This is a genomic window from Ruegeria sp. BC2, from assembly GCF_056539245.1.
The window spans coordinates 476,085-498,574 of sequence record NZ_JBQFUQ010000002.1 but is presented as its reverse complement, the minus strand read 5'-3'; the positions used below and the strand labels follow the sequence as shown (position 1 = coordinate 498,574).

At 62.3% G+C, this 22,490-nt stretch carries 21 protein-coding genes; 11 read left to right on the top strand and 10 right to left on the bottom strand.

Annotated features, from left to right (window positions below; all coding sequences use genetic code 11):
- Window positions 1–9: 9 nt before the first annotated feature.
- Entirely contained in the window at window positions 10–1,236 is a 1,227-nt protein-coding gene (gene ilvA, locus ACR0CU_RS12760; protein WP_170447234.1) for a threonine ammonia-lyase IlvA, read from the top strand.
- 4 nt (window positions 1,237–1,240) lie between these two features.
- On the opposite strand, the gene ACR0CU_RS12755 is transcribed toward ilvA, so the two are convergent.
- On the bottom strand, window positions 1,241–1,567 hold the full coding sequence (locus ACR0CU_RS12755; protein WP_170370385.1) for an Hpt domain-containing protein: 327 nt from the start codon (window positions 1,565–1,567) through the stop codon (window positions 1,241–1,243).
- A gap of 157 nt (window positions 1,568–1,724) precedes the next feature.
- Here ACR0CU_RS12755 and ACR0CU_RS12750 point away from each other — a divergent pair, with 157 nt between their 5' ends.
- Window positions 1,725–2,990, top strand: coding sequence for a PP2C family protein-serine/threonine phosphatase (locus tag ACR0CU_RS12750; RefSeq protein WP_170447236.1), 1,266 nt, complete (start codon window positions 1,725–1,727; stop codon window positions 2,988–2,990).
- Here ACR0CU_RS12750 and ACR0CU_RS12745 read toward each other — a convergent pair.
- Window positions 2,987–3,424, bottom strand: coding sequence for an NUDIX hydrolase (locus tag ACR0CU_RS12745; protein ID WP_170447238.1), 438 nt, complete (start codon window positions 3,422–3,424; stop codon window positions 2,987–2,989). The two genes, ACR0CU_RS12750 and ACR0CU_RS12745, sit on opposite strands and share 4 nt — an antisense overlap.
- Window positions 3,425–3,500: 76 nt before the next feature.
- Between ACR0CU_RS12745 and hslO the strand changes: the two genes are divergently transcribed.
- From hslO to ACR0CU_RS12705, 8 genes are all read left to right on the top strand, one after another.
- Window positions 3,501–4,487: an Hsp33 family molecular chaperone HslO gene (hslO, locus tag ACR0CU_RS12740; RefSeq protein WP_093963913.1), complete on the top strand. Its 987-nt coding sequence runs from the start codon at window positions 3,501–3,503 to the stop codon at window positions 4,485–4,487.
- Window positions 4,477–5,076 (top strand): CoA pyrophosphatase, encoded by a 600-nt coding sequence (locus tag ACR0CU_RS12735; RefSeq protein ID WP_170364380.1) that lies wholly within the window; start codon window positions 4,477–4,479, stop codon window positions 5,074–5,076. Before hslO ends, ACR0CU_RS12735 begins: the two co-directional genes overlap by 11 nt.
- The gene (locus ACR0CU_RS12730; RefSeq protein ID WP_170447819.1) at window positions 5,076–6,227 is read left to right on the top strand and encodes a CCA tRNA nucleotidyltransferase; all 1,152 of its coding nucleotides are present in this window, start codon (window positions 5,076–5,078) and stop codon (window positions 6,225–6,227) included. The genes ACR0CU_RS12735 and ACR0CU_RS12730 overlap by 1 nt, the downstream gene beginning before the upstream one ends.
- Window positions 6,228–6,418: 191 nt before the next feature.
- Window positions 6,419–8,269 (top strand): ABC transporter ATP-binding protein, encoded by a 1,851-nt coding sequence (locus ACR0CU_RS12725; RefSeq protein ID WP_170447240.1) that lies wholly within the window; start codon window positions 6,419–6,421, stop codon window positions 8,267–8,269.
- Window positions 8,266–10,098 carry an ABC transporter ATP-binding protein gene (locus ACR0CU_RS12720; RefSeq protein ID WP_170447243.1) on the top strand — a complete coding sequence of 611 codons (1,833 nt, stop codon included), beginning with the start codon at window positions 8,266–8,268 and terminating at the stop codon, window positions 10,096–10,098. The genes ACR0CU_RS12725 and ACR0CU_RS12720 overlap by 4 nt, the downstream gene beginning before the upstream one ends.
- A gap of 39 nt (window positions 10,099–10,137) precedes the next feature.
- Window positions 10,138–11,367: a class I SAM-dependent RNA methyltransferase gene (locus tag ACR0CU_RS12715; protein ID WP_170447245.1), complete on the top strand. Its 1,230-nt coding sequence runs from the start codon at window positions 10,138–10,140 to the stop codon at window positions 11,365–11,367.
- 20 nt (window positions 11,368–11,387) lie between these two features.
- Entirely contained in the window at window positions 11,388–12,173 is a 786-nt protein-coding gene (locus tag ACR0CU_RS12710) for an ion transporter (RefSeq protein ID WP_170370378.1), read from the top strand.
- A 56-nt stretch (window positions 12,174–12,229) separates the two neighbouring features.
- On the top strand, window positions 12,230–12,748 hold the full coding sequence (locus ACR0CU_RS12705; protein ID WP_093963918.1) for a L,D-transpeptidase family protein: 519 nt from the start codon (window positions 12,230–12,232) through the stop codon (window positions 12,746–12,748).
- On the opposite strand, the gene ACR0CU_RS12700 is transcribed toward ACR0CU_RS12705, so the two are convergent.
- From ACR0CU_RS12700 to cysQ, 7 genes are all read right to left on the bottom strand, one after another.
- A complete protein-coding gene (locus ACR0CU_RS12700) occupies window positions 12,732–14,168 on the bottom strand; it encodes a nodulation protein NodH (protein WP_170447247.1) in 1,437 nt (478 codons plus the stop codon). The two genes, ACR0CU_RS12705 and ACR0CU_RS12700, sit on opposite strands and share 17 nt — an antisense overlap.
- A 6-nt stretch (window positions 14,169–14,174) precedes the next feature.
- On the bottom strand, window positions 14,175–15,878 hold the full coding sequence (locus ACR0CU_RS12695) for a DUF5927 domain-containing protein (RefSeq protein WP_170447249.1): 1,704 nt from the start codon (window positions 15,876–15,878) through the stop codon (window positions 14,175–14,177).
- Window positions 15,875–16,861, bottom strand: a complete 987-nt coding sequence (locus ACR0CU_RS12690; RefSeq protein ID WP_093963921.1) for a glycosyltransferase family 2 protein — start codon at window positions 16,859–16,861, stop codon at window positions 15,875–15,877. Before ACR0CU_RS12690 ends, ACR0CU_RS12695 begins: the two co-directional genes overlap by 4 nt.
- Window positions 16,862–17,046: 185 nt before the next feature.
- The gene (locus ACR0CU_RS12685) at window positions 17,047–18,090 is read right to left on the bottom strand and encodes a glycosyltransferase family 2 protein (protein ID WP_170447821.1); all 1,044 of its coding nucleotides are present in this window, start codon (window positions 18,088–18,090) and stop codon (window positions 17,047–17,049) included.
- Between the two features lie 7 nt (window positions 18,091–18,097).
- Window positions 18,098–19,081 carry a UDP-glucose 4-epimerase GalE gene (galE, locus tag ACR0CU_RS12680; protein WP_170447251.1) on the bottom strand — a complete coding sequence of 328 codons (984 nt, stop codon included), beginning with the start codon at window positions 19,079–19,081 and terminating at the stop codon, window positions 18,098–18,100.
- A 73-nt stretch (window positions 19,082–19,154) separates the two neighbouring features.
- Complete coding sequence (locus ACR0CU_RS12675) at window positions 19,155–19,955, bottom strand: 3-deoxy-manno-octulosonate cytidylyltransferase family protein (protein WP_170361148.1); 801 nt, start codon at window positions 19,953–19,955, stop codon at window positions 19,155–19,157.
- On the bottom strand, window positions 19,955–20,752 hold the full coding sequence (gene cysQ, locus ACR0CU_RS12670) for a 3'(2'),5'-bisphosphate nucleotidase CysQ (protein ID WP_170361150.1): 798 nt from the start codon (window positions 20,750–20,752) through the stop codon (window positions 19,955–19,957). The genes ACR0CU_RS12675 and cysQ overlap by 1 nt, the downstream gene beginning before the upstream one ends.
- 122 nt (window positions 20,753–20,874) lie before the next feature.
- Between cysQ and ACR0CU_RS12665 the strand changes: the two genes are divergently transcribed.
- Window positions 20,875–21,696 (top strand): ABC transporter permease, encoded by an 822-nt coding sequence (locus ACR0CU_RS12665; RefSeq protein ID WP_093963926.1) that lies wholly within the window; start codon window positions 20,875–20,877, stop codon window positions 21,694–21,696.
- On the opposite strand, the gene ACR0CU_RS12660 is transcribed toward ACR0CU_RS12665, so the two are convergent.
- A complete protein-coding gene (locus ACR0CU_RS12660) occupies window positions 21,693–22,295 on the bottom strand; it encodes an alpha-ketoglutarate-dependent dioxygenase AlkB family protein (RefSeq protein WP_170447253.1) in 603 nt (200 codons plus the stop codon). The two genes, ACR0CU_RS12665 and ACR0CU_RS12660, sit on opposite strands and share 4 nt — an antisense overlap.
- Window positions 22,296–22,490: the final 195 nt, after the last annotated feature.

The following is a 22,490-nucleotide window of genomic DNA, read 5'->3' as shown; positions in this document are numbered from 1 at the left end:
GAATGCGGCATGAGAGATTTCATGACCCGCGCCCGCGCCGCCGAACAGGCGATGCGCACCGTGTTTCCTGCAACACCGTTGCAGCGCAATGCCCATCTGTCCGAGAAATATGACGCCGACATCTGGCTGAAACGCGAAGACCTCAGCCCGGTGCGGTCCTACAAGATCCGCGGCGCGTTCAACGCCATGCGCAAGCAGCAGGGGCAGGACCTGTTCGTCTGCGCCAGCGCTGGCAACCACGCGCAGGGCGTGGCCTTTATGTGCAAGCACATGAGGGTCAAAGGCGTGATCTTCATGCCGGTGACGACACCTCAGCAAAAGATCCAGAAGACCCGAATCTTTGGAGGCGACAACGTCGAGATCCACCTGACGGGCGACTATTTCGACCACACGCTTGCCGCGGCTCAGGACTGGTGCGCGCAGCAGGGCGGGTATTTCCTGTCGCCCTTCGACGATGACGACGTGATCGAGGGGCAGGCCTCATTGGCCGTAGAAATCGAGGAGCAGCTGGGCCGCCTGCCTGATCACGTGGTGCTGCCGGTGGGCGGGGGCGGCATGTCCTCGGGTGTGGCGACGTGGTTCGGCGACCGCACGCATTGCCTGTTCGTGGAACCGGCGGGCGGGGCCTGTCTGCGCGCGGCGTTGGCGGCGGGACATCCGATGTCGCTGGACAAGGTGGACAATTTCGTCGACGGCGCGGCGGTCGGGCGGATCGGGGACAAGCCGTTCCAGCTGTTGCGTGACCGGCACCTGTCGGACGTGATCGTTCTGTCCGAGGACCGCATTTGCACCACCATGATCGAGATGTTGAACGTGGAAGGCATCGTGCTGGAACCCGCCGGCGCTCTGGCGATCGAGGCGGTGGGCGACATCCAAAGCTTTGTGCGCGGCAAGACGGTCGTCTGTGTCACCTCGGGCGGGAATTTCGATTTCGAGCGTCTTCCCGAGGTCAAAGAGCGCGCGCAGCGCTATTCGGGCGTCAAGAAATACTTCATCCTGCGCCTGCCGCAGCGGCCCGGTGCGCTGAAAGAATTTCTGAACATCCTCGGCCCCGAAGATGACATTGCCCGGTTTGAATACATGAAGAAATCGGCGCGCAATTTCGGTTCGGTTCTGATCGGCATCGAGACCAGCAAGCCGGACAATTTCCTGCGCCTGTTTGCGCATCTGGACGATGCCGGGTTCGTCTATACCGACATCACCGAGGACGAGACGCTGGCGCAGTTCGTGATCTGACCGATTACAGGTTGTCCTTTAGGCCGGACATGAATTCCGCGCGCGAGCGGTCAAAAGCCGCGATGACCGCGTCCAGATCGACTTCCGCCCCATGGCCCGCAGCAGCGCGCCGTTCGCCATCCTGACAGAGTTTGGACAGACTCTCAAAACCAAGGCTCAATGCACTGCCTTTGAGGAAATGCAGGTTCTGCTCAAGCGCGGATCGGTCAGTGTCCGACGTCAAGCGGCCCATGACCTCACCGACTTCATCCAGAAAGATCCGGACGACCTCGTCGAATTCCTCGGCCCCGACTTCGTCACGCAGCTGGCGCACCCTTGGCCAGTGTATCATCACCGTCCTCCACCTTGACCGGTATCGTCTCTGAATACCGGCCAGGGGTAAAATCCGGGTTAAGCCGCTGCGGTGAACAGCTTTCATCGGTTGTTAAGCCGAGCGCCGTAGCTTTGCTCCACCCCCGTTGGAAAATGCGCAGAGGTTTCGCGTGCGAGTGTCCAGCCAAATTGAGGCCAAGGCTGACCTGGATTTTGGAGCCATCCGGACGGTGCTGGTGGTCGATGACAGCCGCCTGCAACGCCGTATTCTGGTGGCGTCGCTGAAGAAATGGGGATTCACGGTTGTCGAGGCCGACAGCGGTGAAGAAGCGATCGAGATCTGCAAAAAGGGCCTGCCCGATCTGGTGCTCAGTGACTGGGTGATGCCGGGCATGGGCGGGCTGGAATTCTGCCGCGCGTTTCGCGCGCTGGAGAACGACCAGTACACCTATTTCATCCTTCTGACCTCAAAAAGTGAGAAGCAGGAAGTCGCGCGCGGCCTGGATGCCGGTGCGGATGATTTCCTGATCAAACCGCTTGAAGCAGACGAGTTGCGGGCCCGCATTTCGGCAGGGGCCCGCATTCTTGATATGCAGCGCGAGCTTTCGGACAAGAACCGGTTGATCGAAACCGCTTTGGCCGAACTACGCCTTGCGCATGACGCCATCGACAAGGATCTGATCCAGGCGCGCAAGATACAGGAATCGCTGGTGCCGGAACTCTATCGGGAATTTGGCAGGTCCCGGGTCAGCCTGCTGCTCAAACCCTGCGGCCACATCGGGGGTGACCTGGTGGGGATGTTTTCGCCGGGCGCGAACCGGATCGGGTTCTACAGCATCGACGTCTCCGGCCACGGTATCACGTCAGCAATGATGACAGCGCGGTTGGGCGGGTATCTGACCAGCCAGCATTTCGATCAAAACGTCGCAATGGAGAAGCGGTTCAACAAGTTCTACGCCTTGCTGCCACCCGAGCAGGTGGCCGCCATCCTGAATGCCCGCCTGATGGCCGACACGGGGATCGAGGAATATTTCACCATGGTCTACGCCATCGTGGATCTGCGCAACGGCCACCTGAGGATGGTTCAGGCTGGGCACCCCCATCCACTGCTGTTGCGCCGGACCGGCCGGGCAGAGTTCCTTGGGGATGGCGGCCTGCCCATCGGATTGCTGCCCGATGTGGCGTTCCAGCAGACCGAAACCTATCTGCAGCGCGGTGACAAGCTGCTGTTGTACTCGGACGGCTTCACCGAATGCCGTGTCAAAAACGGTGATCTTTTGGATGAGGACGGGCTACAACGGATGGCGCTGGAATGCCTAGGAGCAAACAGCGGGCTCGAGTTTCTGGACGACATGTTCTGGCGATTGACGCAGGGTATGCCGCCGGGAACGGGGATGGAGGATGACGTTTCAGCCGTGTTTTTCGAGTACAACGGAAACTAAAGCCGGTGCAGCCGCGCGAAGTGCCGGTCGCCTGCATTGCCCAACATGTGAACCGCATCGCCGGTGTTCATCCAAACCGCCTCGTGAAAGGGTTCGGTCGGTGGTCCTTTGCGCTGCACCGGGCGGGCCCGGTAGATCAGACAGACCTTCTCGGCCCACAAATTATATTCGGGCATGTAGGTGAATCGCCGGAACGCACCAACCCGCCGCGGGTCCGCGATCGACCAACCGGTTTCTTCGAACACTTCGCGATGCAGGGCGACTATTGGCGACTCGCCGGGGTCGATCCCGCCACCAGGCAGCTGCAAGTCGGGTCCGGGTTCGGTCTGGCAGGTCAGCAGCAGGCTGGCCCCGCGCGGCAGCAGCGCATAGACGCCGACCCGGCGCGTGTATTTCCGTCCCGGTTCCGGGGTTTCGCCGAACCGTCTGATCATGTAAGGACCCTTTCAACCCCGAATGTACGACCTATATGGTGGCGATATGCCAACTTGCGGCGCTTAAGGAAACCCCATGTCTCTTGGAACGAAAATCGCGTGGGACGATACCGTCCTGCCCTTTCAACTTGATGTATCGGATATGCGTGGCCGCGTGGCCCGGCTGGACGGGGTGCTGGACGGCATCCTGAAGCAGCACAACTACCCCGCGCAGGTCGAGGCGCTGGTGGCCGAGATGGCCTTGCTGACCGCGCTGATCGGCCAGACCGTCGCGCTGCGCTGGAAGCTGTCGCTGCAGGTTCAGTCCAAGGGGCCCGTGCGGATGATCGCCACTGACTATTACGCCCCGCGCGAAGAGGGTCAGCCCGCGCAGATCAGGGCCTATGCCAGCTTTGACCGCGACCGTCTGACCGAAGGTGCGCCCTTTGATCAGGTGGGCGAGGGATACTTTGCGATCCTGATCGACCAGGGCAAGGGGACGCAACCCTATCAGGGGATCACGCCGCTGGCCGGAGGATCGCTCAGCGCCTGTGCCGAGGCGTATTTCGCGCAGTCCGAACAGCTGCCGACCCGCTTCTCGCTCAGCTTTGGCCGGTCGACCGAGCCGGGTGTGGGCGAACGCTGGCGCGCCGGCGGCATCATGCTGCAGCACATGCCAAAGGCGTCTCCGTTTGTCGCCAGCGGCGAGGGTACGGGCGAAGTTCTGACAGCCGCCGATCTGGTCGATGGTCAGGAAGAAGAGAACTGGGGTCGGGTCAACATACTTCTGGACACGGTCGAGGATCTGGAAATGATCGGACCATCCGTGGCGCCGACCGATCTGCTGGTGCGCCTGTTCCACGAGGAACAGCCCCGCGTGTACGAGGCCCAGTCGGTGCAGTTCGGCTGCACCTGCTCCGAGGACCGCGTGCGTCAAAGCCTGTCGATCTACTCGGCCCAGGACATCGAGAAGATGACCACGGATGAAGGCACCGTGACCGCCGACTGCCAGTTCTGCGGCGCGCATTACGTGCTGGATCCGAAATCCGTCGGGTTCGAGGCAGAAGATCCGGATGCCGGCTGACCTGATCCCGCGTCTGAGCGCGGCGCTGGCCCGTCCCGGTGACGGGTCCAGCGACTTCGACCTCAATCCCGGGACGGTTCTGCCTGCGGGGCGCAAGCTGCGCCCCGCGGGTGTTCTGATCGCCGTGGACCTGGCCCGCGACGATCCGCGCCTGATCCTGACCAAGCGGTCTTCGGCCCTGAAACACCATCCGGGGCAGATCGCCTTTCCGGGTGGCAAACAGGACGACACCGATGCGGATGTGACCGCCACCGCCCTGCGCGAGGCGCAGGAGGAGATCGGCCTGCCGCCGGACCTGCCACGCATTCTGGGTACCTTGCCGGTGCATGAAACCGTCACGTCATTCGCCGTGACACCGGTGGTGGCGGTTCTGGAGCGCGGCTTTGACCCGGTGGCCGAACCGGGCGAGGTTGACGAAGTATTTTCGGTTCCTCTTGCGCATGTGCTGAACCCTGCGAATTATGTGGTTGAATCGCGCATCTGGCGCGGAACACGGCGGTATTACTTCGCGGTGCCCTTTGGCCCCTACTACATCTGGGGCGCCACGGCCCGCATGTTGCGCGGGTTGGCGGCACGGATGAACGAATGATGCGGATCACCGAAGACTGGATCACGAACCCGGCCACGCAGAACGTGTGTGCGGCGCTGACCGAGGGCGGCGCGCTGGCGCTGTTCGTTGGGGGTTGCGTCCGCAATGCGCTGCTGGGGGCCCCGGTCTCGGATCTCGACATCGCCACCGATGCCCGCCCGCAACAGGTGATGGACCTGGCTGAACGGGACGGGTTGAAGGCGGTTCCGACGGGGATTGATCATGGCACCGTGACCGTGGTCAGCGACGGCATACCTCATGAAATCACCACCTTTCGCCGCGACGTCGAAACCGACGGGCGGCGTGCGGTCGTGGCCTTTTCGGACCAGGTGGAAGAGGACGCGGCCCGTCGCGATTTTACGATGAACGCGCTCTATGCCCGCCCCGACGGCACCATTCTGGATCCGCTGGGCGGCCTGCCCGACCTGCAGGCGCGGCGCGTGCGGTTCATCGGTGCGGCCCAAGATCGCATCCGCGAGGACTATCTGCGCTCGTTGCGGTATTTCCGGTTTCACGCCTGGTATGGCGATGCGCAGGCCGGGATGGACCCGGATGCTCTGGCGGCGATTGCGGCCGATCTGGACGGGCTCGACCGGCTGTCGCGCGAGCGGGTCGGAGCCGAGATGCTGAAACTGCTGGCCGCGCCCGATCCGGCCCCATCAGTGGCGGCCATGCGCAGCATCGGCGTTCTGGCGCATCTGCTGCCCGGCGCCGACGATCGGGCGCTGCCGATCCTGATCCATCTTGAATCACAGGCCGGGCTTGCCCCCGACGCGCTGCGCCGTCTGGCAGCCATCGCTGCGCCCGAGGTTGCCGGGACCCTGCGCCTCAGCAAGGCGCAACTTGCCCGCCTGACCCGGATCCGGGACGGGGCGCAGGGCGGTGCCGGGGCGGCCGAATTGGGGTATCGGCTGGGACAGCCAGACGGACAGGACGCGGCCCTGCTGCGCTGCGCCTTTCTGGAACAGCCCTGGACGGCTGAGACGGGCGCGGCCGTTGAAAAAGGGGCGTCGGCGACCTTCCCGGTCAGGGCCGCCGATCTGCTCGGGCGTTACTCCGGCCCTGCGCTGGGCGCGAAACTGGCCGAACTGGAGAGCCGCTGGATCGCCTCGGATTTCACGCTGGACCGGGACGCGCTGCTGCAAGTTTGACGGGAAGTCTCAAAAGGGGATGACAAGGCCTTGGGTTTCCGGATAGGGTGCGCCTGTCACATGGATGGAGGACTGCGAATGTATTACGGGATCTGGTTCGGCTAAAGCCAGAACACCTGACCCGTACGGGTGGTGTTTTGGCGCCATCTGCTTTCGCATTTTCAATTTTCCTGCTCAATCGGAGCACCTCCATGTTTCGCTATTTCGAAAACCTCGTAGACCCTTTTGTTGCCTATGAAGAGGTGGACAAGCCGCCGACGCGGCTGTGGCCCTTCATGCTGGATTATTCCCGCCCTTTTCGGCGCGTCTTCTTCTGGGCCGCGCTGATGTCAATCATCGTGGCCGCGGTCGAGATCGGGCTGATCTATTATATGGGCCGGGTCGTCGACCTGCTGGGCGGATCACCGTCCGAGGTCTGGCAGGCCCACGGGACCGAGCTGGTTCTGGTCGCGCTGTTCATCCTGTTCCTGCGCCCGATCCTGCATGTGCTGGACGTGCTGTTGCTGAACAACGCGATCCTGCCCAATTTCGGAACGCTCATTCGCTGGCGGGCGCACAAGCACGTTTTGCGCCAGTCGGTCGGCTGGTTCGAGAATGATTTTGCCGGGCGCATCGCCAACCGCATCATGCAGACCCCGCCCGCCGCGGGCGAGGTGGTGTTCCAGGTGTTCGATGCGATTTCGTTCTCTCTGGCCTATCTGATCGGCGCGGCGATCCTGCTGATGGCCGCCGATCCGCGCCTGCTGCTGCCGCTGCTGATCTGGTTCGCGCTCTATGCGCTGCTGGTGCGTTGGACGGTGCAGCGGGTGGGACCGGCATCGCAGGCCGCGTCCGATGCGCGGTCCACGGTGACGGGCCGGGTGGTCGACAGCTATACCAACATTCACTCGGTAAAGATGTTCGCCCATGCCCAGCAGGAGCTGGATTATGCGCGTGAAGCGATCGAAGAGACCCGGCGCACCTTCCAGACCGAAATGCGCATCTTCACCATCATGGATGCCGTTCTGGTCGCGCTGAACGGCGTGCTGATCATCGGTGTGGTCGGCTGGGCCATTTACCTGTGGATGCAGGGCAGCGCCTCGGTCGGGGTGGTGGCGGCGGCCACCGCGTTGACGCTGCGGCTGAATGCCATGACCGGCTGGATCATGTGGGCACTGACCAGCTTCTTTCGCCAGCTGGGCGTCGTGGCCGAGGGGATGGAGACCATCGCCCAGCCCGTCGACCTGCTGGATGCGCCGGGCGCCAAGCCGCTGCAGCTGACCGACGGCCGGATCGAGATCCGCGACCTGTCGCACCACTACGGCCGCGAGACCGGCGGGCTGGATCATGTCAATCTGACCATCCAGCCGGGCGAAAAGGTCGGGCTGATCGGGCGGTCCGGGGCCGGGAAGTCGACCTTGGTCAAGCTGCTTTTGCGGTTCTACGACGTGGAAAGCGGTGCGATCCTGATCGACGGGCAGGACATCCGCACTGTCACCCAGGACAGCCTGCGCCGCAATATCGGCATGGTTCAGCAGGACAGCGCGCTGCTGCACCGCTCGGTGCGCGACAACATCCTGTATGGCCGTCCCGATGCCACCAAAGAGCAGATGATCGCCGCCGCCAAACAGGCCGAGGCGCATGACTTCATCCTCGACCTGCAGGACCCGCAGGGCCGCACCGGCTATGACGCCCATGTGGGCGAGCGCGGCGTCAAGCTGAGCGGCGGGCAACGGCAGCGGGTGACGCTGGCGCGGGTGATCCTGAAGGACGCGCCGATCTTGTTGTTGGACGAGGCCACATCCGCCCTAGATTCCGAGGTCGAAGCCGCAATCCAGGAGACGCTGTACGGCATGATGCAGGGCAAGACCGTGATCGCCATCGCGCACCGGCTCAGCACCATCGCCCAGATGGACCGGATCCTGGTGATGGACGGAGGCCGGATCGTCGAGGAAGGCACCCATGCCGATCTTCTGGAGCAGGGCGGTCTTTACGCCCAGTTCTGGGCGCGCCAATCTGGCGGCTTCATGAACCCCGAGGCCGCGGACGAGGCAGCAGAATGACGGTCGCAGACCTGATCAAACCATTTGAACCCACCCAGACGCCCCCGCCGCAAAGGCTGGGGGCGTTCATTCGCTGGTGCCTGACAGGGGCCTGGCCCATGTTGTTCGCCGCCGCGCTGTTTTCGGCGCTGGCAGGTGCAATGGAGGCCGGAACCGCCTGGATTCTGGGCTGGGTGATCGACATGGCGACCGCAAGCGGCCCCGAGAACTTTCTGACCCCGCGAAACCTGTGGATGATCCTGGGTGCCGTGGCGTTCTTCATGCTGATCCGGCCGCTGTTGTTCGGGCTGTCCTCGGTGTCGAACAACTATATCGTCATGCCCAACATCCCGCCGCTGGTGCTGGCCAAGCTGAACCGCTGGACGCTGGGCCAGTCGGTCACCTATTTCGACGACGATTTTGCCGGACGGATTGCCCAGAAACAGATGCAGACGGCCAATGCGCTGACCTCGGTCGTGTCCGAAACCATCAGCGCCATTGTCTTTGCCTTGGCCTCGCTTGTGGGCTCTTTGCTTTTGTTAGGGTCTATTCATCCCCTCGTCATGCTGCCCTTCGTGGCCTGGCTGGCGGTGTATTTCCTGCTGGTGCGCTGGTATCTGCCGCGCATCCGCACGCGCTCGGCCGCGCGCGCCGGGGCGCGGGCGATGGTGTCGGGGCAGGTGGTGGACACGATCACCAACATCAAGACCGTCAAGCTGTTTGCCCATTCCGAGTTCGAGGATCAGGCCGCGCGCGACTCGATGGTTGTGCTGCGTGACAAGTCGCTGGCCTTTGGCAAACTGTCGGCCAGTTTCCGGTTCATCCTGATGACACTGGCGGGGCTTCTGCCGGTCCTGCTGTTGGGCGCGACGCTGTGGCTGTGGCAGGCGGGGTCGGCGACCACCGGGGATATTGTGGCGGCGGGCGCCATTTCGATCCGCATCGCGCAGATGACGGGCTGGGTCAGCTTCACCCTGATGGGGATCTACGCCCATGTGGGCGAGATCGAGAACGGCATGAAAACCCTGGCGCGACCCGACCGGGTCGAGGATGCGCCGGACGCCACCGAGCTGACGGTGCCTGAAGGCCGGATCGAGTTTCGCGATGTCAGCTTTGCCTATGGTCGCGACGTGGGCGGGGTCTCGGACCTGACATTGACGGTGCAGCCGGGGGAAAAACTGGGAATCGTCGGCGCCTCGGGGGCGGGGAAGTCCACTCTGGTTTCGCTGCTTCTCAGGCTCTATGACCGGGAAAATGGGCAAATTCTGATCGACGGGCAGGACATCTCCCGCGTCACGCAGGACAGCCTGCGCCGCCAGATCGGCATGGTCACGCAGGAAACCGCGATGTTCAACCGCTCGGCCCGCGACAATATCCTGTACGGCCGGCCCGATGCCTCCGAAGACCAGATGATCGCCGCGGCCAAAAAGGCCGAGGCGCATGATTTCATCCTCGATCTGCAGGACGGGCAGGGGCGCAAGGGCTATGACGCGCATCTGGGCGAGCGTGGCGTCAAGCTGAGCGGCGGTCAGCGTCAGCGCATCGCGTTGGCCCGCGCGATCCTGAAGGACGCGCCGATCCTCGTGCTGGACGAAGCCACCTCGGCGCTCGATTCCGAAGTCGAGGCCGCGATCCAGACCGCGCTGCACCGGGTGATGGAGGGCAAGACCGTTCTGGCCATCGCCCACCGCCTGTCCACCCTCAGCGAGATGGACCGGATTATCGTTCTGGATCACGGGCGCATCGTGGAAAGCGGGCCGCATGACACTCTGCTGGCGCAGGGCGGGTTGTATGCGCGGTTCTGGCACCGCCAGTCGGGCGGGTTCATCCAGACCGAGGCCGCCGAATAAGGGTTTTGTTGGCGCATCAGCCCGGCTATCAGGCAGGCCATGACGCAGGAATACACCATTCTCCGCCTCGGGCATCAGGGCGACGGCATCGCCGAGGGCCCGGTCTATGCCCCCCGAACGCTGCCCGGCGAGCGGGTCAGCGGCGCGCTGGACGGCTCGGTGCTGACCGATATCAAGGTGCTGACGCCGTCGGACGATCGGGTCAAGCCGCCCTGCCGCCACTACAAAAGCTGTGGCGGTTGTCAGTTGCAGCACGCCTCGGACACCTTCGTGGCCGACTGGAAGGTCGAGGTGGTGCGTACCGCCTTGGCCGCTCAGGGGCTGCAGGCCGAGATGCGCCCGATCCTGACGTCGCCACCGCAGTCGCGTCGCCGCGCCACCGTCGCTGTGCGCCGCACCAAGAACGGCGCGCTGGCGGGGTTCCACGGGCGCGCCTCGGACGTGATCACCGAGATTCCGGATTGCCAGCTGCTGGACCCGGCTCTGACTGCCGCCATCCCCGTGGCCAAGACGCTGGCCGAACTGGGCGGCAGCCGCAAGGGCGTGTTGTCGGTCACCCTGACCCTGTCCGAAGCCGGACTGGACGTGGCGGTGCAGGGCGGCAAGCCGCTGGATGGCCCGCTGGAACTGGCGCTTGCGCAGGCGACTGAGAAGCACGGGCTGGCGCGGCTGGCCTGGGATGGCGAGGTGATCGCCATGCGCAACCCACCCGCACAGCGGTTCGGTCTGGCGACGGTGGTCCCGCCGCCGGGGGCCTTCCTTCAGGCCACGAAAGACGGAGAACAGGCTCTAACACAGGCGGTTTTGGAGATTGTTGGCCCGGCCAAACGAGTGGTTGATCTGTTCGCGGGCTGCGGCACGTTCTCGTTGCCGCTGGCGCAACGGGCCGAGGTTCATGCCGTTGAAGGCGCGGCCGACATGACCCGTGCGCTGGATCAGGGCTGGCGCAAGTCCACGGGATTGAAACAGGTCACGACCGAAGCGCGCGACCTGTTCCGCCGCCCCTTGATGCCGGACGAGCTGCGCCGTTTTGACGCCGTGGTTCTGGACCCGCCGCGCGCCGGCGCCGAGGCCCAGGTGGCCGAGCTGGCTGAGGCCCGCCGTCCGGTCATTGCCTATGTGTCCTGCAACCCTGTGACCTTCGCGCGGGATGCAAAAATTCTGGTTCAGGCGGGCTATGCCCTTGAATGGGTCCAAGTGGTTGACCAATTTCGATGGTCATCCCACAGCGAACTGGTGGGCAGCTTCAAACTGGCAGAGAATCCATGATCCGACAGGAGACCCTTCGCATGACGATCCGGCAGCGCCTGCAGGCCTTTGTCGAAAACCCGCGGTTTTCGCAATTCATCACCGGCGTCATCTTGGTGAACGCGGTTCTGCTGGGCATGGAAACCTCGGACGGCCTGATGGCCAAATTCGGGCCGGCGATCGTGCTGCTCGACACCATCTGCCTGACCATCTTCGTGGCCGAGATCGCAATGAAACTGGTGGCCAACGGGCGCCGTTTCTTTCTCAATGGTTGGAACATCTTCGATTTCGTGATCGTCGGCATCGCCTTGGTGCCCGGCGGTGCGGGTCTTTCGGTGTTGCGTGCGCTGCGGATTCTGCGGGTGCTGCGGGTGATCTCGGTTGCGCCACGTCTGCGCCGGGTGGTCGAGGGCTTCATCTCGGCCTTGCCGGGCATGGCAAGCGTGTTCCTGTTGATGGCGATCCTGTTCTATATCGGCGCGGTGATCTCGACCAAACTGTTCTCGGACAGCTTTCCGGAGTGGTTCGGTGATCTGGGTCTGTCGGCCTATACCCTGTTCCAGATCATGACGCTGGAAAGCTGGTCGATGGGCATTGTCCGCCCGGTGATGGAGGTCTATCCCTACGCCTGGCTGTTCTTTGTGCCCTTCATCATGGTCACGACCTTTGCGGTCGTGAACCTGCTGGTCGGTCTGATCGTGAATTCGATGCAGGATGCCCACCACGCCGAGGATGAAGTCAAGACGGATGCCTATCGGGACGAGGTGCTGGACCGGCTGGAGTCGATCGAACGCCGCCTGACCGAGCATATGAACAGCAAAAAGTGATTTCCGTTTCTGCCGGATTTTGGCATTATGCGAAAAAACGAGCAGGCAGTGAAATCATGGATCGTCGAGCATTTGGATTGGGTGCACTGGCAACACTGAGCCTTTCGGCTTGTGGAAGTGCGGGCCCCCGGTTTTTGACCTACAACGGACCCGAGGTGACGTCCATCGTGGTGAACAAGGGCGCGCGCAAGATGTACCTGCTGCATCACGAGCAGATCTTGCGCGAGTATGATGTCGAGCTTGGGTTCGCTCCAAGCGGCACAAAGGTCAAGCGCGGAGACGGTCGCACACCCGAGGGCACCTACCTGATCGACCGCCGCAACCCTCGCAGCCGATATCACCTGTCGCTGGGGATTTCCTATCCCAACAGCCAGGATATCGCCAAGGCAAAGGCGATGGGCTTTGACCCGGGTGGAGACATTTTCATTCACGGCCAACCGAACCTGCGCAAGGAGTTCAAGCGCGCGAAGAAGACGCCGGATTGGACCGCTGGCTGCATCGCCGTCAAGAACGAAGAGATCGAAGAGATCTATGCGATGGTGAACGAAGGTACGTTGATCACCGTGCGTCCCTGATAGGCCGCCATTTCCCGAATCCGAACTGTAGATAATCGCGCTGATAGGTTTCCTCGGCCAGCGCTTCGAGCTTGTCATCGTAGATCTGATCCAACGAATAGGGCTGGTCCGGCGCGGGCACGCCGGGCTTCGGCGGGGCATTGTGCCCCAGGCCGCGGGCCAGATTCGGTAGCGCGGTGGCCATCTCTTCTTCGCGCAGTATGAGATCGGGCAGGGCAAAGCCCGCAATCCCCTCCAGCATGCGGGCCTGCGTGCACCACAGCCCGTCGACCCGGATCGGGGTCTGGCCAGAAAGATTCAGCTGCAGAAACTCAAGAAACCCCGAAAACGCCTGATAGTGCTGCTCGAGCGAATAGTTCCCATCGCGCACCTGGCCCGGGATCCGCAACTTGAACCCGTTGCGCAGCCGGTTGCGGATTCCGGCATATGCGCCGGGCCCGGTGCCCAGGATCCGTTCGCAAAACACCGAATGTGCCCGCACCAACGGGTGTCGCAGGACCGTGAATTTCCGGTGACCCGGATGCGCCTTCATCCAGCGGCGCACCTGTTTCTGGTTTCGGTCGGTGATCAGCTCGCCGCCATCCAGTTCGGACATCCATTGAACCACGATCTGTTCCGGTCCACCACGGATCGGCAGATACATCAGCGGCGTTTCCGCGGCCGCGATATGACGCGAAACGGCAGGCCCCCGTCGTGGTTCGAAGTTCGGCGTTCGGTGCAGGTTGAACCGGTCCAGCGCCGCAAGGGCCGCATCCATGGCTTCGGGATTGGTCACCTTTGACAAAGCCGGTTCCGGGTTCTGAGGTTTGAGATCCGGGGCCAGTTGATCCAGACGCGCCTCAACCCCCAGCCATGCCGCCAGTCCGTTCAGAACATCCAGTTGGGTCAGATCCTCGTAACCGATGTAAAATGCGGTCTGGCCAGTTTTTTGCAGCTGATTGACTAAACTCAGCTGAAACGCCTGCTGCTCATCCACGTAGTCCCGAAACTCGTCCCCATCAAACGCAACCTTGGTGGCGCGCCTGCGTTTCACGTTGGTCAGCATCCACTGTTGGGTCTCCCGCGCAATCTTGAGCGAGATGTAGCTGTCCAACGGGTTGCGGTTGAGAATGATCTTTGCGCAGCGCGGATCGTTCAGCGCCATCGCCAGGGCCCGCGGGTCGTGCGAGTGAAAAAACCGGAACCCGTGCAGACCCTCCGGCGCGGAACGCATCGCTTCGATCAGGCGGTCCGGCGCAGCATCCCTGTCTTCCAGTGAAAATCCCAGAACTTCGGTTGCTTTCGGGTATCCGATGAAGTGCGGATTGAACGCCTCGCCATGACACTGCACGCCGTCCAACGCACTCAAATTTGCCTCCAGCAGGTTCGACCCGGTGCGCATTTCGGCAAGAATGATGAAATAGTCAAAGTCGGTCGGCATGCGGGGTCATTGCACCAAGTAGGGCTTGCGATACGGGCGGGTCTGATTACCGAATACATCGTCGGCAGGAAAGTCGCCCATCAGGTGAGGGTGCATTCCCTGGTTCTTGAGGTTTTGCAGGAACTTTCCAAACCCGGACAGATCAACCATCGTCGGCGCCTCGATCAGATGGCTGGGCTGCGTCGCGCCCATCTCCTCAAGAACGGTTTGCAGATGTTCCATCGGAGATTCGACGAATTCGGCCATTGACCAAACATGCACGCGCGCTTTGGTCCACACGGAATCGAGCACCTCAAGCTGTTCGGTCTCGATCTTTTGCAGGCGGGCCGCTTCGGAGCGGATGTCGGCGAAATTCATGTTCGACCGAAACAGCGGAACAGCCCAGGCCCCGGTGACCACGCAGACCTGTGCGTTCTTGTCTCTCGCCAGAAACCAATTGATCTTCTGGGTGTCAGCGGGTCCGAATTGAAAGCACTGGCGTTCGCCCCGGGTGTTCCAGATCAGGTTCGACAGAAACGCCGTCGGATTGTAGTCGCGCAAAATGGCGTTGTCGCTGAGGGACCCGTTCAGGATAGTCTCTCCTTCGGCGAATTCGGCACGCTTGGGGTTGAAAAGATGCCCATGGACGCGGGCGCCTGACGCATTGCCCAGCCAGCTTTCAAAGCCCTCAAACAACTCGGAAAAACCCTGAAACACGGAGTAAGGAAACGCGGTCAGGCCGTTTTCGCTGCCATGGCGGGGAAAACGGCTTTGCATGTACAGGCCGTCGCGGCCGCGGGTACGACGCTCGACCGCTTTGGAGAAAACGCGGTCGATCTTGCCGGGATTTGGCTCGGCGGGTTTTCCGTCGAGGGACTGATCGTTCAGAAACGCCTGATACAGCCGTTCGGCGCGCGGCCAGATCTTGCGGGCGACGAAGCAATCGGATCGGCGCAGCAACTGCAGGTGATCGTCATAGAAGATGTGCGGGCGGCCCTGATAGTCGAACTTCGACAGGGTCAGCGATCGGCTTTCGATCTGGGTGGAATAGAGCCGCGCCAGCGTCTGGAAATAGCTTTCGTCGGGGATCCAGACATGCCGGAAATATCGATCATAGACCTCTCGCTTGGGATCCTGGAGGATCGCGGTCAGGGTCTGCCGGGTCAGGCACCACCACTGGCTGCCCATATGCGGGATCAGCCCGTTGGGGATTGTCCGTCGATATCCGACCGCGCGCTGAAGCTTGACGAAGCGGTCAAACAGCTTGCGGTGTTTGCGCCACGAGAAGGGAAACCGCAGGGTAAAACGTTCGAGGTCCAGCCCGCCCACGGTCCAGCTGACATCGGCGGTGGTGGCGCTTTCAATGAAATCCACGCGGGGCCGGTCGCTCAGGTAATCGATCAGGTCCTGAACCGGGCGCAATGGCAGGCAAGAGCCGGATGACAGAAAGACATGGCGTGTGTCGGGAAAGCGCTCCAGCATCAGCGTCGCGGCCGATTGCGAAGCGGCAACGATGCCCCAGCCGCCCCACTCGCAGACCTGGCGGTCGCAGAACAGGATCAGCGGATCATCCCCGCAGGCTGCGACAAAGTCTTTGAACACGGCCGGGTCGACCTTGCGGTCGACGTGGATGACCACCGGACAACCTGCCGCGGTCCAGTGCCGGGCAACCTGCTCAGCCCGGTCCAGCGCAGTGTGGACCAGCATCACGATGCCCAGGGTCCCGCTCATGCCCAGTTCCCTTTGGACATCAGACCCAGAATCTCAAGTTGGCGCCAATTGATGTATTTCTCGGACCATTTGCACCAGAAAACCGGTTTGCTCTCCAACTGGTCGACATAGGCCCTGTATTCGCCGGACGCGCGGTAGTGTTCACCGCGCTGCAGTTCTTCGCGGGCTTTGTCACCCAGCGTGTTGATCAGCTTGGCATGCAGCAATGCGCCGCTGGTTTTCTCGCCGCCCCACTCGTCGTAGACCTGGTTCAGGCCGCGCGGCAGCAGCGCATGGGTCGAGCTGACATAGACATAGCGCCGATCCCACTTGACCAGAGGGATCTTGTTAAGCGCGGGCGCTTTCGCGGGCTTGTCCTGAAAGAAAACCCTTGCCCGTGGCCCGCCCTGGATCCACAGGTTTCCGTAGGCCGGGTTCTTGGTGATCATGTAGTTGCCCGAGTCGAACCATGCGGCAATCTCGAACGGGTCCTGCCCCTCGTGATAGGTGGCGTCCTGTATCGGCCCCTCGGGATACATGTCCAGCAGCATCGTCCCGAAACTGCGCACCCCGGTGCCGTCCAGCCAGTCGGTCAGCGCGTCGATGGGACGTGTGTCGCAGAACGGATAGATCAGGAACTCGTCCGGATCTACGGTCAGGACCCAGTGTCCATGGGCGTATTTCCGCAGCAAGTAGTTGGACCAGTCGATCCCGAATGTAGAACGGCGATAGCTGGCATTCGTATACCAGACCGAGACATCGGGCTGCGCCTTGAGATAGTCCAGCGTGCCATCCGTGCTGTCATTGTCGACGAACAGGAAATGCCGGACGCCCAGCTTGCGGTAATAGTCCAGAAAATAGGGCAGGCGGATCTTTTCGTTGCGCACGACGCTCATCAGCAGAACATCACCGGACCGGATCTGCCGGGTGTTGTTGCGGACGGTGCGCAGATCGCGTCTTCGGCGGATGCAGCGCACAAGACGGCGCTTGCGCCGCAGTCTCATCCGGTAAGAATCCAAAAGGCTCACGCGCTGCCCAACCTTCTTGTAATACGCGAGCATGCCCGGGGTCCGCATTTGGTCAGACGGGAGCCGGACACTAACGTTTTATGACATTTTCGCACCTTGCGAAGCAATGTATTTAAAAGCCGTTAGCCAAGCATGGGTTTTTGAGGCACAGGATTCCCCGTTCACGTCCACCCGCCCGCTGACAGCAGTCCAAGGCTCTGCAGATGCGCCCAGCCTGAATACCGTTCTGATTGTGGAGTCCAAAGGTCGGGCCCGGCAATGATGCCATCATAGTATGGCCCGAATTGGTCGGGATCATGAAAATGCTGGCGCCTTTGTTTTTCGATGCGCGACTTCTCGACGACTTGCGGCAGGAATTTCGTGTGCAACAGGACGCCCGAGGGGGTTTGCCCGGAAGGCCCGCCATAGGCAAAATTCAGGTGTCGGGGCAGGGCCGAGTGACAGGAGTTCACGAAGGCATAGCGACGGTCCCACTTCACCAACGGAATCTTGTTCAGGGTCGGAGACCGGTCCGGGCAATCGGCAAAGAAGGCGCGTTCGCGAACGCCGCCTTGCACCCACAGGTTTCCCAGCGGCTCTTGCCGGCGGGCCCTGTAAGGGCCGGAATCGAACCAGTTCAAAGTTTCGGTCGGGTCGGTCTCGGGATCATAGGGCGCCGCGCCCAACGGGCCTTTCGGGTATAGATCAAGCATCAGCGCGCCAAAGGCCGGCTGTCCGATTTGGTCCAGCCATCCCGTCAGATCGTGCAGGTCGCGGCCGTCGTGATGGGCATAGATCAGCAGTTCGTCCGCATCCACCATCAGCGTCCAATGACCATGGCCATGCCGCATCTGCAACCAAGTCAGCCAGTCCAGCCCGAACCGAGCCTCGCGATAGCTGGCCTGCGTTTGCCACAGCGACACGTCCGGCTGGTTCAGCAGATAGGTGGTCGAACCGTCATCGCTGCCGTTGTCGACCATCAAGAAATGATCGACCCCCAGCCGGCGATAGTGGCGCAGGAACCAGGGCAGGCGCTCGATCTCGTTGCGCAGGGTGGTAAAGGCCAGAATGTCGGTGGGCGCGATCAGCCGGGTCTTGTCCGACACCGGCGTCAACGCGTGGCGGCTGCGGAAGGACCGCCACAGCAAACGCTTGCGCTTCAGGCGCAGACGGTATCTGCGAACCCAGCCCAGGGCGTTTTCGTCATGGTGGTGCGCGGCGCCCATGGCATGATCACTTTTCGTAATGGCCATTCTGATGCCAGCGCCAGGCATCGGCGATCATCACTTCCAGCCGCGACCGTTTGGGCCGCCAGCCCAGTTCGGCCTCGGCCCGGGTCGAGCCTGACACCAGCTTGGTGCAGTCGCCCGGCCGGCGCGGACCGGTGATGAAGGGCACCTCGCGATTGGTCACGCTGTGCGATTGCGCGATCACCTCTTTCACCGAAAACCCGGTGCCGGTGCCCAGGTTGAACACTCGGCTGCCCTTGCCCTGTTCCAGCCAGCGCAGGCCCAGCACGTGCGCATCCACCAGGTCGCAGACATGGACATAGTCGCGGATGCAGGTGCCGTCGGGCGTGTCGTAATCGGTGCCATAGACGGTCAGAGCGTCGCGCTTCCCGTCGATCGCGTCCAACAACAGCGGAACCAGATGGGTCTCGGGGCGGTGGAACTCGCCCACGTCGCCGTCAGGGTCGGCACCGGCCACGTTGAAATAGCGAAAGATCACGTGGTTCAGCCCGTGCGCCTGTTCGAAATCGCGCAAGATGTCCTCGATCGCGCGTTTGGAGGCGCCATAGGCGTTCAGCGGGTGTTGCGGCGTGGTTTCGTCCAGCACCACGTTGTCGTGGTCGCCATAGGTTGCACAGGTGGACGAGAACACGAAGTCCAGGCAGCCGGCGGCCACAGCCGCCTCAATCAGGTTCAGCGATCCGGTGACGTTGTTGCGCCAGTACCGGCCCGGCTCGCTCATGGCTTCGCCGACCTGGCTGAGCGCGGCGAAATGCATCACCGCCGCCGGTTGGTACTTGGCAAAGACCTGGTCTAGCCGCGCGCGGTCCAGAAGATCGCCCTGTTCGAACGGGCCGAATTTCACCGCATCCTGCCAGCCGGTGACAAGGTTGTCATAGGTCACGGGCACATAGCCCGCTTTCGCCAGCGCCTTGCAGGCATGGGATCCGATATATCCGGCGCCGCCGGTCACGAGTATGTTTGTCATCCGTGGTCCTGCCGAATGTCTGCCCGTCATGGATTAGCTGCCCGGCCGCCCGCGCGGAACGGGGAATTTGCGCCTATTCCAACCCCATCGCGGCCATCATGCTTTCGATCCTGGCTACGTCCTGCGGATTGTTCAACTCCCAGAACTGACGGCCTTTGGCCTCGACCTCTACACACAGAACCTTGCGCCCGTTTTCCATGAATCGCAGCTGTTCCAGCCCCTCGAGTCGTTCCAGCGGTCCGACCGGCCAGCCCGGATAGGCGGCCAGCGCGTCGGGGCGGTAGGCATAGACGCCCACATGGTGGAACACCGGCGTCGGATCCGACCCGGCATAGGTTTCGGCGGTGAAGGGGATCACTTCCTTCGAGAAATAGAGCGCGCTGTGATCGGTCGCGAAGACGGCGGTGGTGCCGCCGACCCGGCCATGCCTGCGGTCGTTCAGCAGCCCGTTCAGCGCCTCGCCGTCGCACCGCAGCACCGGCGTGGCCACGCCGGCCTCGGGCGCGGCGCGCAGGCCATTGACCAGATCCTCGATGAACCAATGCGGGGTCAGGGGGGCGTCGCCCTGCAGGTTGACCACGATCTCGTAGCCGCCGCCCAGCCTGTCATGCGCCTCGGCGCAGCGTTCGGTGCCGTTGGCGCAGCTTTCCGAGGTCATCACCACCTCGGCGCCAAAGCCCTCGGCCGCGGCGCGGATGCGGTCGTCATCGGTGGCCACCACCACCCGGTCGACGTCTGAGACCGACATGGCCGCGCGCCAGGACCTTTCGATCAGGGTCATGGGCTTTCCCGTTGCGCCGGTCAGCGGCACCAGCGGTTTGCCCGGATAGCGGGTCGAGGCATAGCGGGCGGGGATCGCGATCAGAACCGACATCAGGCCTCCTTGAGTTCGACGCCGGGGGCATAGGCGATGAAGAACGGGTTGGCATAGCCCTCCTTGCCGTAGGTCAGCGGCGTGTGGTCGTCGAAACGCACCACATGGCCCCCGGCACCGGCCAGAACCGCGTGGCCTGCGGCAGTGTCCCACTCCATCGTGCGGCCGACACGCGGGTAGAGGTCGGCCTCGCCCGTGGCCACAAGGCAGAATTTCAGCGAGGAGCCCGCCGACTTGCTGTCTTTGACCTGGTATTTGTTGATGTAGTCATCCGTAGCCTGGTCGCGATGCGATTTCGAAGCCACCACCAAAAGCGCCGAATTGTCAGGATCAGAGACTGAAATCGGGGTCACTTCGCCCGGTTTGTCCTTGTCCAGGGCGCCAGTTTCCTCGGCCGAGCGGCCATCGGCCAGGGTATAGAACATGCGCCCGCGGGCCGGGGCATAGACCACGCCGCGGGTGGGCACGCCGTTTTCGACCAGCGCGATGTTCACGGTGAAATCGCCACGTCGGTTGATGAATTCCTTGGTGCCGTCCAGCGGATCGACGATCAGAAAGGTGTCGCCCTGCTTGCTGTGCGATGCGGCCTGTTCCTCGGTCACCAGCAGGATGTCGGGGAAGGCGGCGCGCAGCCCGGCCGAGATCAGGGCATCGGCAGCTTCGTCGGCTTCGGTCACGGGGCTGGAATCGGACTTGACCTTCACGTCAAAATCATCGGCATCGTAGATCTCCATGATCTTGTCGCCCGCTTCCAGGGCCAGGCGTCTGATCACGGGGATGAGGTCGTCATAGGTCACAAAAATGCTCCGTTTTCATGGTTTGTTGATCCGAAAACCTGACGAACTTATGCTGTGCCGGATACGGAACGGCAAGGAATTCGTGCCACGCTGGCGGAACAAAACCGGGAAAGAGCGTTCAAGTGTTCTATTACAAGCGAAGCAGCAGCCTTGTGGGTGGGGCATTCAACCTTGCGGAACTGGTGTTTCACGCCGTGGTCCGCAACATCCGTTCGCAGCATTCCAACGCCGTAATCGCCATCATGATGAACATCGTCCAGGTCGTTTTGATGGCGACCGTGTTCTATTTCATCATGTCGTTTCTGGGCGGACGGGTGGCCAAGATCCGGGGTGAGTTCATCCTGTACATCCTTTCCGGCATCTTTCTTTTCATGACGCACATCAAGTCCGTCGGTGCGATCGCGGGGCTTGGGGGCACCAACAATCCCATGATGCTGCATTCGCCGATGAACATGATGGTTCTGCTTTTGGCCGCGGCCTTCGGAACCTTGTACACGCAGGTCGTTTCAATCCTGGTGATCCTGTTCGTCTACAGCGTTGCGGTCAATCCGATCGAGATGCAGGACCCGGGCGGTGCGTTCGCCATGCTGATCCTTGCGTGGTACACCGGCTGCGCGGTCGGTCTGGTCTTCATGGCGCTCAAGCCGTGGATGCCGCAGACCTCCACCATACTGAGCAATGTCTATCGCCGGATGAACATGATCTTCTCGGGCAAGATGTTCGTAGGCAATGCGCTGGGCGGATGGATGCTGGCCATGTTCGCCTGGAACCCGTTGTTTCACGTGATCGATCAGTGCCGCGGTTTCGTGTTTCGCAACTACTTTCCGCGCAACTCCAGCTGGGAATATGCGCTGTGGGTCGGTATCGCGCTGATGATGATCGGGTTGCTGGGAGAGTTCTTTACCCGCAAGCACATCTCAAAAAGCTGGGATGCGCGCCGTTAGGTTGCCACGCGCAGCGTCAGGTTGATCCGGCCCCCTTTGGGCAGCAGGCGCGAAGAGCCGAACCGGATCCGGTCGATGCCGTGATAGGCCAACCGGGCGGGACCGCCCATGACGACCACGTCGCCGGAGCTCAGCCAGACGGATTCGGTCTTACCGCCGCGGGTCGTGTTGCCGATCCGGAACAAGGCGTCATCGCCCAGCGAAACCGACAGGACCGGCCACGAGAAATCGGCCTCGTCCTTGTCCTGGTGCATCCCCATCTTTGCGCTTTCGCCGTAATAGTTGATCAGACAGCAATCGGGGTCTCGAGAGGTTCCGGCAAGGTCGCGCCAGATCGACAGGATCGGGTCCGGAATGGCCGGCCACGCCATGCCCTTGGGGTGCGCGTCCTGGTACCGGTATCCGGCCCCGTCCGACACCCAGCCCAACGTTCCGGCAGACGTCATGCGCACCGACATCTTGCGCCCCGAAGCGGTGCTGGGATGAAACAGCGGAGCGGCTTTCAGAATCGGCCGCAGAAGCTCGATGATCTGCCGCTGAGCGGCGCCGTCCAGATGGCCTTTTCGGATGTCGAACCCCCGTAAATTCAGGCGCGTCATGACAGAAACCTCATTCCTTTTGAAATCCTTGCCGAAAAAGGCCCAAAATTCCCGAAAACCTGCATTTCACAACGCTTGCAGGCCTCAGGCCTCGCCCTTATATACGCCGGGACGCGCGATGGTGTAGACCTGTCGCGCCGAGCAGATCGGGGCAGGGATGCCGTAACGGGTTCCGGCCTCGGGACATCGCCTTGA